The organism is Micromonospora sp. CB01531 (assembly GCF_001905095.1).
Taxonomy (GTDB): domain Bacteria; phylum Actinomycetota; class Actinomycetes; order Mycobacteriales; family Micromonosporaceae; genus Micromonospora.
In genome coordinates, this window is the sequence record NZ_LWLS01000114.1 from 24,052 (window position 1) to 38,025 (window position 13,974).

General features: G+C 73.9%; 12 protein-coding genes. 6 read left to right on the top strand and 6 right to left on the bottom strand.

Going from position 1 to position 13,974, the window contains the following annotated elements; translation table 11 throughout:
• Positions 1 to 98 precede the first annotated feature (98 nt).
• Entirely contained in the window at positions 99 to 1,517 is a 1,419-nt protein-coding gene (locus tag A6A27_RS34575; RefSeq protein ID WP_073838871.1) for an alpha,alpha-trehalose-phosphate synthase (UDP-forming), read from the top strand.
• A gap of 13 nt (positions 1,518 to 1,530) precedes the next feature.
• On the opposite strand, the gene A6A27_RS34580 is transcribed toward A6A27_RS34575, so the two are convergent.
• From A6A27_RS34580 to A6A27_RS34605, 6 genes are all read right to left on the bottom strand, one after another.
• On the bottom strand, positions 1,531 to 2,355 hold the full coding sequence (locus A6A27_RS34580; RefSeq protein WP_073838872.1) for an alpha/beta hydrolase: 825 nt from the start codon (positions 2,353 to 2,355) through the stop codon (positions 1,531 to 1,533).
• Between the two features lie 37 nt (positions 2,356 to 2,392).
• Positions 2,393 to 3,796: a flavin-containing monooxygenase gene (locus tag A6A27_RS34585; RefSeq protein ID WP_073838873.1), complete on the bottom strand. Its 1,404-nt coding sequence runs from the start codon at positions 3,794 to 3,796 to the stop codon at positions 2,393 to 2,395.
• Positions 3,797 to 3,900: 104 nt separating this feature from the next.
• A complete protein-coding gene (locus tag A6A27_RS34590; RefSeq protein ID WP_073838874.1) occupies positions 3,901 to 4,599 on the bottom strand; it encodes an endonuclease/exonuclease/phosphatase family protein in 699 nt (232 codons plus the stop codon).
• A gap of 1 nt (position 4,600) precedes the next feature.
• On the bottom strand, positions 4,601 to 5,557 hold the full coding sequence (locus A6A27_RS34595) for an ROK family glucokinase (RefSeq protein ID WP_198940576.1): 957 nt from the start codon (positions 5,555 to 5,557) through the stop codon (positions 4,601 to 4,603).
• Between the two features lie 63 nt (positions 5,558 to 5,620).
• Complete coding sequence (locus A6A27_RS34600) at positions 5,621 to 6,256, bottom strand: hypothetical protein (protein ID WP_073838876.1); 636 nt, start codon at positions 6,254 to 6,256, stop codon at positions 5,621 to 5,623.
• Positions 6,257 to 6,296: 40 nt separating this feature from the next.
• Positions 6,297 to 6,752: an SRPBCC family protein gene (locus tag A6A27_RS34605; RefSeq protein ID WP_073838877.1), complete on the bottom strand. Its 456-nt coding sequence runs from the start codon at positions 6,750 to 6,752 to the stop codon at positions 6,297 to 6,299.
• Between the two features lie 192 nt (positions 6,753 to 6,944).
• On the opposite strand from A6A27_RS34605, the gene A6A27_RS34610 reads away from it, so the two are divergent.
• From A6A27_RS34610 to A6A27_RS34630, 5 genes are all read left to right on the top strand, one after another.
• The gene (locus A6A27_RS34610; RefSeq protein WP_073838878.1) at positions 6,945 to 8,750 is read left to right on the top strand and encodes an AMP-dependent synthetase/ligase; all 1,806 of its coding nucleotides are present in this window, start codon (positions 6,945 to 6,947) and stop codon (positions 8,748 to 8,750) included.
• 14 nt (positions 8,751 to 8,764) lie between these two features.
• Positions 8,765 to 10,456, top strand: a complete 1,692-nt coding sequence (locus A6A27_RS34615) for a sensor histidine kinase (RefSeq protein ID WP_073838879.1) — start codon at positions 8,765 to 8,767, stop codon at positions 10,454 to 10,456.
• A gap of 7 nt (positions 10,457 to 10,463) precedes the next feature.
• On the top strand, positions 10,464 to 11,132 hold the full coding sequence (locus A6A27_RS34620) for a response regulator transcription factor (protein WP_007072219.1): 669 nt from the start codon (positions 10,464 to 10,466) through the stop codon (positions 11,130 to 11,132).
• Between the two features lie 204 nt (positions 11,133 to 11,336).
• On the top strand, positions 11,337 to 12,149 hold the full coding sequence (locus A6A27_RS34625; protein WP_073838880.1) for an SAM-dependent methyltransferase: 813 nt from the start codon (positions 11,337 to 11,339) through the stop codon (positions 12,147 to 12,149).
• Positions 12,142 to 13,902: a putative bifunctional diguanylate cyclase/phosphodiesterase gene (locus A6A27_RS34630; RefSeq protein WP_073838881.1), complete on the top strand. Its 1,761-nt coding sequence runs from the start codon at positions 12,142 to 12,144 to the stop codon at positions 13,900 to 13,902. The genes A6A27_RS34625 and A6A27_RS34630 overlap by 8 nt, the downstream gene beginning before the upstream one ends.
• The last annotated feature ends 72 nt before the right edge of the window (positions 13,903 to 13,974 follow it).

Sequence of the window (13,974 nt, forward strand, 5' to 3'; positions counted from 1 at the left end):
TACGGTCAGTAGGAATACCCGTACGTCACTTCCCGCACCGGCTGTCCGGTTTGTTCCTCGCTCCGGTGGCCGGACCCCTGCTGAGCGGATTGCCCGACATGCGACAGAGCCCCCTCGTGGTGGTGGCCAACCGCCTCCCCGTCGACGACAGTGTGGCGCCGGACGGCGCCTCCGAGTGGCGCCGCAGCCCCGGCGGCCTGGTGAGCGCCCTACACCCCCTGCTCCGGCACACCCCGGCGACCTGGCTCGGCTGGGCCGGCGGCACCGGCCCGGCACCGCACCTGCCCGAGGTGGACGGCGTCCGGATGCACACCGTCCCGCTGACCGCCGACGATCTCCGCGACCACTACGAGGGCTTCGCCAACGCGACCCTCTGGCCGCTCTACCACGACAGCGTCGAGCAGCCCGAGTACCACCGCCGCTGGTGGGAGGCGTACCAGCGGGTCAACCAGCGGTTCGCCGAGGCCGCGGCCGAGGTGGCCGAGCCGGGCGGCCTGGTCTGGGTGCAGGACTACCACCTCCAGCTCGTCCCGGGGCTGCTCCGGCGGCTCCGCCCCGACCTGCGGATCGGCTTCTTCCTGCACGTGCCGTTCCCGCCGCCGGAGCTGTTCATGCAGCTTCCCCGCCGGGCCGAACTGCTGCGCGGCATGCTCGGCGCCGACCTGATCGGCTTCCAGCGGGCGCACGCCGCGCACAACTTCGCCCAACTGGTGGCCAAGGTGCTCGAACTGCCCGCCACCGACCGGCGGGTCGACGTCGGCGACCGGACGGTCCAGGTCGGCGCCTTCCCCGTCTCCATCGACACCGCCGAGATGGCCGCGCTCGCCGCCCGGCCCGAGGTCGCCGACCGGGCCCACCGGCTGCGCAAGGACCTCGGCGACCCCGAGCACGTCATCCTCAGCGTGGACCGGATGGACTACACCAAGGGCATCGAGCAGCGGCTCAAGGCGTACCGGGAGCTGCTGGCCAGCGGGGACGTCAAGGTCCGGGACACGGTGCTGGTCCAGGTCGCGGTGCCCAGCCGGGAACGCGTCGCCCAGTACCAGATCCTCCGGGAGCGGGTGGAGCACCAGGTCGGCCGGATCAACGGCGAGTTCGGCCGGGTCGGCGAGCCGGCGATCCACTACCTCAGCCAGCCCTTCGACCGGACCGAACTGGTCGCCCTCTACCGGATCGCCGACGTGATGGCGGTGACCCCGCTGCGGGACGGGATGAACCTGGTCGCCAAGGAGTACGTCGCCGCCCGGGTGGACGACACCGGCGCGCTGCTGCTCAGCGAGTTCGCCGGCGCCGCCGCCGAGCTGGACCAGGCGTACCTGGTCAACCCGCACGACCTGGACGGGCTGAAGCAGGCCCTGCTCACCGCGCTGCGGGCCGGGCCGGAGGACATCTCGGCCCGGATGCGGACGATGCGGGCGCACCTGCGCCGCAACGACATCCACGCCTGGGCGCGGTCGTACCTGAGCGCCCTGGACGAGAGCGGCTCACTGCTGCGCCGGCTCACCGCGACCGACTGACCGGCGCCCGCGCTCACCCGGCGGCGGGCGCCGGGTCCTTCTCCAGCCAGTCGAGGATCGCGTCGATCGGCTCCCGCCAGCGGGCGTCGAGCATCAGGTCGTGGCCCATGCCGGGGAAGAGCAGCGGGGCCGAGGCGTACCGGCGCGCGGCCCGGGTCAGCGCCGCCGAGGGCACCACCCGGTCGTCCGGGCTGCCCAGCACCAGCACCGACGGGCGGCCCACCGCCGGCTCCGGCTGGCCGCCGGTGAGCAACTGCCACTGCGCCCGCCGGCCGGCCCGGCCCAGCCGCGCGACGTACCGGCGGGCCTCGCCGTCCGGCAACTCCCGGCTGAACAGCTGCCGGCGGTTCAGCCGCAGGCGGCCGCCGAAGACCGCCGGCAGGGTGCCCACCGGGTTGCGCCGCAACGCGGTGCCGAACGTCCCCCAGCTGCCCAGCACCGGCGCCACCAGCACCGCCGCCCGGGCCGGGTAGCGGGCCAGGGCGTGCGCCACCACCCGGGCGCCGGCCCCGTGCCCCACCAGCACCGCCTGCCGTGGCAGGCCCGCCGCCGCCTGGACCACGTCATGGGTGTACGACCGCAGCGTCGCCGCCGGCGCCGGCTCGCTGCCGCCGTGCCCGCGCAGGCTCAGCGCGTACGCCGGGAAGCCGCGGGACGCGGCGTGCGACAGCCAGTGCTCGGCGAACGCCCACGCCCCGTGCCCGAACCCGGGTACGAAGAGCAGGGGCCGCTTCCCCTCCTCCAGCTCCGGCACCACGGCCAGCACCTCACGGCGGGCCGGGCGCTCCGGGCGGGCCCACTCCCACGACCGGACGATCCGCACCCGCTCCGCGCTCACGCCGCCGCCTCGCTGCTGAACCAAACGGTTCGCTCGCTCACTTGCCCTCCAGCTCGTCCAGGGCGCGCTGGAGCGCCCGCAGGTAGTCGGCGTGCCCGACCTCGAACCAGTGCCGGCTGCTGTCCTTGACCTTCCCCGAGTACCGCTCACCGAGGCCGGCGGCGGCCTTCCGGCCGAACGCGGCGGCCCGGTCCGGCCGGGCGGTACGCGCGGCGAGCAGCCGGGCGAAGAGCACGCTCTGCCAGTGCGCGATGGGGAACACGCCGGAATCCGGCTGCACCAGGCCGACCACGGCCAGCGTGGGGTGCCCGGCGGCGAAGGCGTTGAGCCAGAGGCGCGGCCGGCCCGACCCGTCGGCGTCGCCGAGCACCGCGCCGTCGAGGAACTCGAAGCGCGGCAGGTAGCCGGTGGCGAAGATGACCAGCTCCGGGTCGATCTCCCGCTCGTCGCTCAGCGCCACCGTGCGGTCGTGGAACCGGGTCACGTCCGGCACCGGGGTGATCGCGCCGTGGCCGACGTGGTAGACCAGCTGGCTGTTGGCGATCGGGTGGGTCTCGTAGACCCGGTGGTCCGGTCTGGGCAGGCCGAACCGGGTCAGGTCACCGACGGTCAGCCGCAGCGTCCGGTGGTAGAGCCACTGGCGTACCCGCAGCGGCACCCGCAGCGCGAGCAGGGTGTCGTTGACCTGGTCGGCGGGGCGGCCGAAGACGTACTTCGGGGCGTACCAGTAGCCGCGGCGGGTGGAGTGCCAGCAGCGGGACGCCTGCTGGGCCGCTTCGACCGCGATGTCGCAGCCGGTGTTGCCGCCGCCCACCACCAACACCCGCTTGCCGCGCAGCTGCGCCGGGTCCTTGTAGGACGAGGCGTGCATGACCTCGCCCCGGAACTGCTCCAGGCCCTCGTAGCGGGGCAGCTTCGGCGACCAGTTGTGCCCGTTGGCGAGCACCACGCCCGCGTACCGGGAGGTGCGCTCCGGGCCGTACCCGCCGGTGCTGCGGGTGGTGACGTCCCACCGGTCCCCCTCGGCCGGCTTCACCCGGACCACCTCGGTGCCGAACCAGACGTGCTGGCGCAGGTCGAAGTGGTCGGCGTAGCGCTCGAAGTAGGACAGCAGCTGGGTGTGGTGCGGGTAGTCCGGCCAGTCGTCCGGCATCGGGAAGTCGGGGAACTGGGTGAACGGCCGGGACGAGATGAGGTGGGTGCTGGCGTACACCGGGCTGCGGTCGTGCCGCCAGTTCCACGCCCCGCCGATACCGGTCTCCCGCTCATAGCAGTCGACGCCGAAGCCGTGCTCGCGGAGGTTCTTCACGGCGGTGAGGCCGCTGGCCCCGGCGCCGATGACGCAGACGGTGTCGCCCCGGTCGGAGACCGGGCGGCCGTCCCGGGTCAGGGCGACCGTCGGGTCCGGATCGGGACGGCCGAGGTCGGTGGAGGAGGGCACCGGCAATCTCCTTTGTGCGGCACGAGGGCCGGGTCGGTGCGAAATCCTGCCGAGAATGCCCGCGGTTGTCCAGCCCTGCCGGATCATCTCGGCGGGTCGCCGGCTCAGCCGGCGGGCAGCAGCAGGTCGACCAGCACCGGGAAGTGGTCGCTGGCCCGGCGGGTCCGCGGGGTGTCCACCACGTCGTAGTCCACCAGGGTGATCCGCGGGTCCACGAAGAGGGCGTCGATCCGCCGGCGCGGGTTGGCACAGGGGAAGGTGTGCCGGTCCGCCCGGTCCGCGGCCACCGCGGTGTCGGTCAGCCCCTCCGCCACCGTCCGCCACGCCGGCCCGTCCGGCTCCTCGTTGAGGTCGGCGCCGGCCACCACCGGCAGCGTCGCGGCGGTCAGCTCCCGCTTGAGCGCGGCCGCCTGCGCCGGCCGCTCGGCCGGGTCCGTCGAGAGGTGGGAGCCGGCCAGCAGGAACCGGCTCCCGGCCACCAGACACTCGGCGTACGCGGCGCCGCGCAGATGCCGCCCGGGGGTCAGCGGGTAGCGCTGGCAGCGGGTGGCCACGGCCCGCACGCGCAGGCTGGTCAGCAGCAGGTTGCCCAGCGACGGCAGGCCGCCGGCGGCCACGACCAGGCCGAACGAGTCGGCCAGCGAGGCGCACTTCTGCCGCCACCGGAACCGCCGCGGCCCCTCCTGAACGATCACCACGTCCGGCGCGGCCTCCCGGACCACCTCGGCCAGCGCGGCGGTGTCGTCCCGCTGGCTGTGCACGTTGTACGACACCACCCGCAGCGGCACGCCCGGACCGGGCACCTCAGAGCCGTCGGGCGAGGTCGGCGGCGCCGATGACGCCGGCGGTGTTGCCCAGCTCGGCCGGGCGGATCTCGGCCACCGGCAGCCGGCTGCGCTGGGCGAGGGCCTGGGTGTAGGACCGGCGGGTGGGGCCCATCAGCAGGTCACCGGCCTCCACCACGCCGCCCCCGACGACGAGCACCTGCGGGTCGAGGATCTGCGCCATGTCGGCGAGGCTGGTGCCCAGCCAGCGGCCGACCTGGGCGAACGCCTCGGCGGACACCGGGTCGCCGCCCTGCGCGGCGGCGGTCACCATCGGTCCGGTGATCCCCTCGGCCTCGCCGCCGGCCAGCTCCAGCAGGGCGGTGGCCCGGTGCGGTTCCTGGCGGGCGGCGGCGCGGGCGAAGCGGACCAGGGCGCTGCCGCTGGCGTACTGCTCGATGCAGCCCAGCCGGCCGCAGCCGCACTGGTGGCCGTCCGGCACGGTGAGCATGTGCCCCAGCTCGGCCGCGATGCCGTTGGCGCCGCGGAGCAGCTCGCCGCCGAGCACGATGCCGCCGCCGACGCCGGTGCCGATGGTGAACATGACCATCGAGTCGTCGGCGGCCCGGGCCGCGCCGTAGCGGAATTCCGCCCAGGCGGCCACGTTCCCGTCGTTCTCCACGACCACCGGCACCCCGATGGCGTTGCTGACGTACTCGCGCAGCGGCTCGTCCCGCCAGGCCAGGTTGGGGGCGAAGAGCACGGTGGACCGGGAGGCGTCGATCCAGCCGGCCGCGCCGATGCCGACCGCCTCGACCGGGTGGCCGGTGGCCAGCTCGGTGACCACCTCGATGATGGTGTCCCGGGTCTTGGCCACGTCCTCGGCGGGGGTGTCCCGTCGGGCCTGCACGAGCACCTTGCCGGTGTCGTCCACGACACCGCCGGCCACCTTCGTGCCACCGACGTCGACTCCGATGGTCAGCGTCACCGCTGCCACTCCCCTCTGCTGTGCTCCCTGACCTCGTCCGGCACGGCCGGGCAAGGTCGGGATGTCCGGTGGTCAGGCCCCGTCGCCTGGTGCCTCCTCGGCCACCTCGCCGGACGCCCGGGCGACGGGCACCACGGGACGGCCGGCCGGCGGCCGGCTCGACACCGGCTCGTCCGGCCCGGCGGCGTCGGCGGGCGGCACGCTGGCACCCGGGTCGGCCACGCCCTCCCCCCGGGTCGCGGCGGACCAGACGTCCTGCTCGGGTGCCGGCTGAGAATCATGCCCGGTACGGGTGGCCTCGCGCCAGACGTGATCTCCGGCCGGGGTACCGGCGGTCGGCTTGTCGGCCCCCGCCGGCTCGGCCGGGGCGAACGCGCGCAGCAGGCTGGCCACGCCGGCCGCTAGGTCCCCGGCGCCGGTGGCGAGGCGCTCGGCGAACTCCGGACTGGGGTCACGCAACGCCGCGATACCCCGACAGATCGGGCAGACGCAGCATTCGGGCGACCCGGTGGCGAAACCCGCCGAGGCCGTCGGTTCGCCGGATCCGGTGCCGCCCGGGGTGTGACCGAGGACACCGGACAGGATCCCGCCGAGGGGGCCCCAGGGGCTGGCCCCCGGCGTGGCGGAGGCCAGCCGGGCGGAGGCCAGCAGCATGGCGACGAGGCGTTCCGCCTCCTCCCGGGCCGAATCCGGATCAGTGGTGGCCATAGGTCGGCTCCTCTACCGTGACGACCGGACGCCGGTCGGGTCAGTGGGCCGCACCGAGTGCTTCTACCCGGCGCTTGAGCTGCTTCAACGCCGCATCCATGATCATTTTCTCGGCCTTGCGGCGAAACATGCCGAGCATGGCCACGGAGAGCTCCACCTCGAGGGTGTAGGTGACCGTGGTGGTCCCGTCGGGATTGCCGGTGAGGTCGTACGACCCCCGCTGGGCCTTCTGCATCTTCGAGGGCGCGACCAGGTGCCACTCGATCCGGGCGAGGTCCTCGGCGTACTCGTAGGCCAGCACGTACTCGTCGGCCATGACGCCGGCGTCGATGGTGAACCGGACCTGGCTGGCGTAACCGTCCTCGTACTCCTCGATCACCTCCGCCCGCCGGATCGCCTCGGCCCACTCCGGGTAGCTGGGGAAGTCGCAGATGACCGTCGCCACCCGGTCCGGTGGCGCGCCGATGGTGATCGACTGGGTGGAGGAGTCCGCCATGGGGGGAGGCTACCCGGCGGCGCGCCCGGGCGCGGCGCTCCACCCCCGAGCCGCGGTCCCGGTCGGGTCGGGCCGGGCCGTGTCCCGTCAGCCGGGCGGGCAACCTCCCCACCGCGCCTTCGCGAACGGGCGGGTAGGTTTCGACAGAGCCGACACGGCCGGCCCGGGCCGTGTGAGCACGAGGGAGTGCCTGTGCGCGAGTTCTCCGTACCGCCGATCGTCACCGTCGGCGACGCGGCCAACCTGACCGACCCGGTCTGGGAAAACGCCGAGGTCGCCCCCGAGACGGTGCAGTTCGTCCGGCGTGGCGGCGGCGACGGCCGTGCCTGGACGGACGTGACCTGCCGGCAGTTCCGCGACGAGGTCGTGGCGGTGGCCCGTGGCCTGCTCGCCGCCGGCATCTCCCCCGGCGACCGGGTCGCGTTGATGAGCCGCACCCGCTACGAGTGGACCCTGCTCGACTACGGCATCTGGGCTGCCGGCGCGGTCACCGTGCCGATCTACGAGACGTCCAGCGCCGAGCAGGCGGCCTGGATCCTCGCCGACTCCGGCGCGGTCGCGGCGCTGGTGGAGACCGCCGCGCACGCTGGGCTGGTCGCCGAGATCCGCGACCGGCTGCCCGAGCTGCGCCAGATCTGGCAGATCGAGAGCGGCGCGGTGGACGAGCTGGTCGCCGCCGGCGCCTCCGTCGACGCGGCCGACGTCGAGGTACGCCGCTCGACGATCAAGGCCGACGACATCGCCACCATCATCTACACCAGCGGCACCACCGGCCGCCCCAAGGGTTGTGTGCTGACCCACCGCAACATGTACGCCGACATCGCCAATGCGGTGCCGGTGCTGCCGAACCTGTTCCGCCAGGGCGCCTCCACCCTGCTCTTCCTGCCGCTCGCGCACGCCTTCGCCCGGCTCATCCAGATCGGCGTGGTGCAGGCCCGGGCCACCATGGCGCACTGCGCGGACACCAAGAACCTGGTCGCCGAGCTCCAGGAGGTCAAGCCGACCTTCGTGCTCTCCGTGCCCCGGGTGTTCGAGAAGGTCTACAACGGCGCCCGGCAGAAGGCCGAGGCCGACGGCAAGGGGAAGATCTTCGACCGGGCCGAGAAGGTCGCCATCGCGTACAGCGAGGCGCTGGACGCCCCGGACGGGCCGGGCCTGACGCTGCGCGCCCAGCACGTGCTCTTCGACAAGCTGGTCTATGGCAAGCTGCGGGCGGCGCTGGGCGGCCGGTGCCGGGACGCCATCTCCGGCGGCGCTCCGCTCGGCACCCGGCTCGCGCACTTCTTCCGTGGTGTCGGGGTGAACATCGCCGAGGGCTACGGCCTCACCGAGACCGCCCCCGCCGCCGCCGCGAACCTGCCCAGCGCCACCCGGATCGGCACGGTGGGCCGCCCGCTGCCCGGCGTGACGATCCGGATCGAGGACGACGGCGAGATCCTGATCTCCGGCGATCTGGTCTTCCAGGGCTACTGGCACAACGAGGCGGCCACCGCCGAGGCGCTCTCTTCGGACGGCTGGTTCCGCACCGGCGATCTGGGCCGGCTCGACGAGGACGGCTACCTGAGCATCACCGGCCGCAAGAAGGAGATCATCGTGACCGCCGGCGGCAAGAACGTCGCCCCGGCGGTGCTGGAGGACCAGGTCCGGGCCCACCCGCTGGTGAGCCAGTGCGTGGTGGTCGGCGACCGGCAGCCGTTCATCGGGGCGCTGGTCACCATCGACGAGGAGGCGCTGCCGAAGTGGCTGGCCGCGCGCGGCCGGCCGGAGACGACCCGCGCCGCCGACCTGCGCGACGACGAGGCGCTGCGGGCCGAGGTGCAGGACGCGATCGACCAGGCCAACCGGTCGGTCTCCAAGGCCGAGGCGATCAAGGTGTTCCGGATCCTGCCGCACGACTTCACCGAGGACACCGGCGAGTTGACCCCCTCGCTCAAGGTGAAGCGACAGGTTGTGCACAAGACGTACGCGGCGGAGATCGCGGACATCTACCGACGCTGACTACGATCCGTCACGTGCCCGCCTCGACACCCAGCCAACCACCGACGCAACCCCTCGCCGCGTTCGCGCGGGCGGTCCTCCTCGCGTTGGTCGCCGGTCTGACCCTGTTCGCCACCCGGGACGTCACCCAGCTCTGGTGGATCGGCCTGCTGGGCCTGGCCGGGCTGCCCGCCGTGCTGGCCCCGCAGCACCGGCTGTTCGGACCGCTCAGCCGGTTCGCCGAGGTGGTGGTCCTCGGCCTGGCCGCCAGCAAGATCGCCGCCGACACCCACCTGGCCGGGGTGACCGGCGGGTTGGGCGCCTCGGCGGTGCTGCCGTACCTCGCCGTGCCGGTCACCGTGACGGCGCTGCGCCGCCGGTTCCGGGAGGGCGCGGCACTGCTCGCCGTGGCCGCCGCCACCCTGCTGGTCAGCGCGGCCTTCACCGTGGTCGGCGGCGGGCGGCAGCTCGGCCAGCTCGGCTACCTCGCGGTCTGCGCGCAGTGGCTGATCCTGGCCGCGCTCGGCCTCTACACGGCCGGCACGCTCCAGCGGGTGATGCGGGTGCGCGGCGAGGGCAAGCCCCAGCCGTACGCGGAGGCCACCCGGCTGCTGACCCAGCTGCGTACGGTCGCCCGCCAGCTGCCCGGCGCCACGCTCGACCCGGGCGGCATCTCCGAGCACCTGCTGGAGGAGCTGCGGGTGGTGGCGAAGACCGACCGGGGCGCGGTGCTGTCCGCCAGCGGCGGCGGCCGGCTCGTGGTGCTCGCCCAGGTCGGCGCGGACCGGGTGGACTGGGAGACCACGCTCGACGCGGACTCGGCGATCGCCGACGCCTGGGCGAGCCAGCAGCCGCAGACCGCGGCCCGCTCGCAGGCCCGCTCCCAGCAGACCGGCGAGGTGTCGGCCCTGATCGTGCCGCTGGTCGCCGGGGTACGCACGGTCGGCCTGGTGGTCATCGAGGCGGACACCGGGCACGCGTACCCGCCGCCGGTCGTGTCCCGGGTGACCGCGCTGACCGGTCCGGCGGCACTGCGGCTGGAGGCCGCGCTGCTCTTCGACGAGGTGCGGTCGCTGGCCACCAACGAGGAGCGGCAGCGGCTGGCCCGGGAGATCCACGACGGGGTCGCCCAGGAGCTGGTGATGGTCGGGTACGGCATCGACAACGCCCTGGCCACCGTGCACGAAGACGCCGAGGAGACCGCCGACTCGCTGCGCACCCTGCGGCAGGAGGTCACCCGGGTGATCACCGAGCTGCGGCTGAGCCTGTTCGAGCTCCGCAGCGAGGTGGACCGGCACGGCGGCCTGGCCGCCGCGATCGCCGAGTACGCCCGCACTGTGGGCGCGTCCGGCGGGCTGCGGGTGCACCTGTCCCTGGACGAGTCGACCGCCCGGCTGCCCGCCGCGACCGAGGCCGAGTTGCTGCGCATCGCGCAGGAGGCGGTCACCAACGCGCGCAAGCACGCGGGGGCGTCGAACCTGTGGGTCACCTGCGCGGTGGACCCCCCGTACGCCCAGATCGAAGTGTCGGATGACGGTCACGGCATCGGTGACCAGCGCCCTGACGGGCACTACGGGCTTGCGATCATGGCCGAGAGGGCGGAACGTATCCGGGGCCGGCTGGAGATCAGACCGCGGCAACCAAGCGGCACGACCGTGGCGGTGGTGATCGGCTCCTCGCCCCGGCGCGATAAGGTGCGCGGCAGCGCAGCAGCAGAAGGGGAGTAACCCGAGGATGACCACTAGCCCGACACCGGCCACCCGTACCAAGGTTCTCCTTGTCGACGATCACGACCTGATCCGCAAGGGTCTGCGGCACGCCTTCGAGCGGGACCGGCAGTTCGAGGTCGTGGGCGAGGCCGCCACGGCAGCCGAAGGGGTTCGCCAGGCCGGCGCGCTCCAGCCGGACGTGGTGATCATGGACCTGCGACTCCCCGACGGCAGCGGCTTGGAGGCCACCCGCGCCCTCCGCAAGTCCAGCGCGTCGATGGGCATCGTCGTGCTGACCATGTACGCCGGCGACGACCAACTGTTCGGTGCCCTAGAGGCGGGGGCCAGCGCCTTCGTGCCGAAGACCGCCCCGGCCGACGAGGTGGTCGCCGCCGCCCGGCACGCCGCCTCCTCGCCCAGCGCCTTCACCGCCGCCGACCTGGCCGAGGCGATGAAGCGTCGACTGGCTCCGTCCGGCCCGCAGCTCTCCCCGCGGGAGGGCCAGGTGCTGCGGCTGCTGGCCGACGGCATGAGCGTGGCCGGCATCGCCAAGCAGCTGTTCGTCAGCGAGTCGACCGCCAAGACGCACATCTCGAAGCTCTACGAGAAGCTGGGCGCGGCCAACCGGGCCCAGGCGCTGATGACCGCGCTGCGGCTCGGCCTGCTGGAGGCCCCGGACGCCCCCAAGTTCTGAGGCGTCCCGACCACCTGCCGAGAGGCCCGCGTCCGTGCTCCGGACGCGGGCCTCTCGGGCATTCCGGGCGGCCGACGAACGCGTACGGTGAGGGACCGACCGCGCAGCGACGGCGGTCTTTGCACCGCGACAGCGGGGGGGCAGAATACCCGAGTGGTCCGCGCGGGGACGAGCCGCGCGTTGTTGACGCAAAAGGGGCAGGGCATGCAGCGGCCGGACTGGGCACCCGACACGATCGACATCGAGCGCCCCAGTGTGGCCCGCATGTACGACTACTACCTCGGCGGCTCGCACAACTTCGCGGCCGACCGCGCGGCCGCCCGGGCCATGGTGGACGCGGTGCCCGAGGCCCCGCTGATGGCCCAGGCCAACCGGGCCTTCCTCCGCCGGGCGGTGCAGTTCCTGGCCGATTCCGGGATACGCCAGTTCCTCGACCTCGGTTCCGGTATCCCGACCGTCGGCAACGTGCACGAGATCGCCCAGCGGGCCGACCCGGCGTGCCGGGTGGTCTACGTCGACGTCGACCCGGTCGCGGTGGCGCACAGCCGGGAGATCCTGGCCGGCAACGACCGGGCCACGGTGATCCAGGAGGACCTGCGCCGGCCAGCCGCGATCCTCGGGCACCCCGAGGTCAACCGGCTGCTGGACTTCTCCCAGCCGGTCGCTGTGCTGGTCGTGGCGGTGCTGCACTTCATCCCGCCGGAGGACCGGCCGGAGGAGATCCTGCGGACGCTGGGCAAGGCGCTGGCGCCCGGCAGCCACCTGGTGCTGTCGCAGGCCAGCGACGACGGCCGGAGCGAGACGGGCGAGCGGGCCGAGGCCGAGCGGGTCTACCGCCGCACCGACAACCAGCTCTGGATCCGTAGCCGGGCCGAGTTGGTCACGCTCTTCGACGGATTCGAGCTGGTCGACCCGGGCGTGGTCTGGGTACCGCAGTGGCGTCCGGAGTCGCCGGAGCAGGCGGAGGACGCCGAGCGATCAGTCTTCATCGGCGGCGTCGGGCGGCTCGGTGGGTGACGGAGCCACCGCCACGACCCGCTCCCGCCCCGGCACTTTCGCCCGGGCGTGGGCCAAGGCGGTCTCCGGCACCAGCTACCTGCCGATGACCCAGGCGCAGTTGGAGGCGCTGCTGCAACGGCTCGCCGAGCGGCTGGCCGTGGCGATCCGGTCCGAGCCGTTCGACCTGCGCATCGGTCAGCAGGTCGGGGCGGAGCTGGTGCAGGCGCACATCGCCTCCGCCGAGGGGCTGGGCCGTACCGTCGAGGTGATCCAGCTCCGCCTGGTACGCGACCTGGGTCTGGTCATCGACGACGTCGAGGACCGGATGGCGCGGCTGCTGGCCATGGTCGCCACCGGGTACGCCCGCGCCCTGCGCGACCGCACGCTGGACGAGCAGGAGTCGATCCGGCGGGCCGCGATGGTGGCCCGCGCGGAGGCCGAGCGGGCGCTGCGGGAGAGCGAGGCGCGATTCCGCCACCAGGCCACCCACGACCCGCTGACCGACCTGCCCAACCGGATCCTGTTCACCGAGCGGCTCACCGCCGCGATCGAGGCGCCCGGGCGGGGCGCCGACCGGATCGGGGTCTGCTTCCTCGACCTGGACCGCTTCAAGGTGGTCAACGACTCGCTCGGCCACCAGGTCGGCGACGCGCTGCTGTTGTCGGTGGCACAGCGACTGCGCCGGGCGCTCGGCGAGCATCTGGTGGCCCGGCTCGGCGGCGACGAGTTCGTCATCCTGGTCGAGCGCACCGCCTGCATCGAGGACGTGGTCAAGGTCGCCGAGGCGGCCCTCGCGGCGGTGAGCGAGCCGGCCCTCGTGGAGGGGCACGAGCTGACCGTGTCGGCCAGCATCGGGATCGTGGAGCGGCAGGTCGCGGGCACCACGCCGATCGAGCTGATGCGGGAAGCGGACAGCACCCTGCACTGGGCCAAGGCCGCCGGCGGCGCCCGCTGGTCGGTCTTCGACGCCGACCGCAACCGTCGGGAGCTGGCCCGGTACGCCCTCTCGGCGGCGATCCCCACCGCCCTGGACCGGGGCGAGTTCTACCTCGACTACCAGCCGCTGACCTCGCTGGGCGACGGCCGGGTGCTCGGCATGGAGGCGCTGGTCCGCTGGCGGCACCCCGAGCTGGGCGTGCTCCAGCCGGACAGCTTCATCGGGCTGGCCGAGGAGACCGGGCTGATCGTCCGGCTCGGCAGCTGGGTGCTCGCCGAGGCCTGCCGGGAGGCGGGAAGCTGGTCGGCGGGCCGGCCCGACGCGCCGTTCGTCAGCGTCAACCTGGCCGTCCGTCAGCTGCACCGACCGGGCCTGGTGCAGGAGGTGGAGGGGGTGCTCCAGCGGACCGGGCTGCCCCCGGAACGGCTTCAGCTAGAGGTCACCGAGAGCACCATGATGAGCACGGTGGCCGAGCCTGTCCGCGCCCTGCGGGTGCTCAAGGAGCTCGGGGTCCGGATCGCCATCGACGACTTCGGCACCGGCTACTGCAACCTGGCGTACCTGCGGGACCTGCCGGTCACCGAGCTGAAGGTGGCGGGCGAGTTCGTGACCGGGCTGCGCGCCCCGGCCGACGACCCGGGCAGCCGTACGGATGAGCGGATCCTCGCCTCGCTGGTGTCGCTCGCGCACGCCCTCGGGCTGACCGTCACCGCCGAGGGCGTGGAGACCGCCGGGCAGGCGGACCGGCTGCGGGCGATCGGCTGCGACGCCGGGCAGGGCTGGCACTTCGGCCGCCCCGCCCCGGCCGGCCAGATCCTCACCCACCCGGCCTGAGCACCGCGCCTCGCGCCTCGCGCCTCGCGCCTCGCGCCTCGCGCCCCGCGCCCCGCGCCCCGCGCCCCGCGC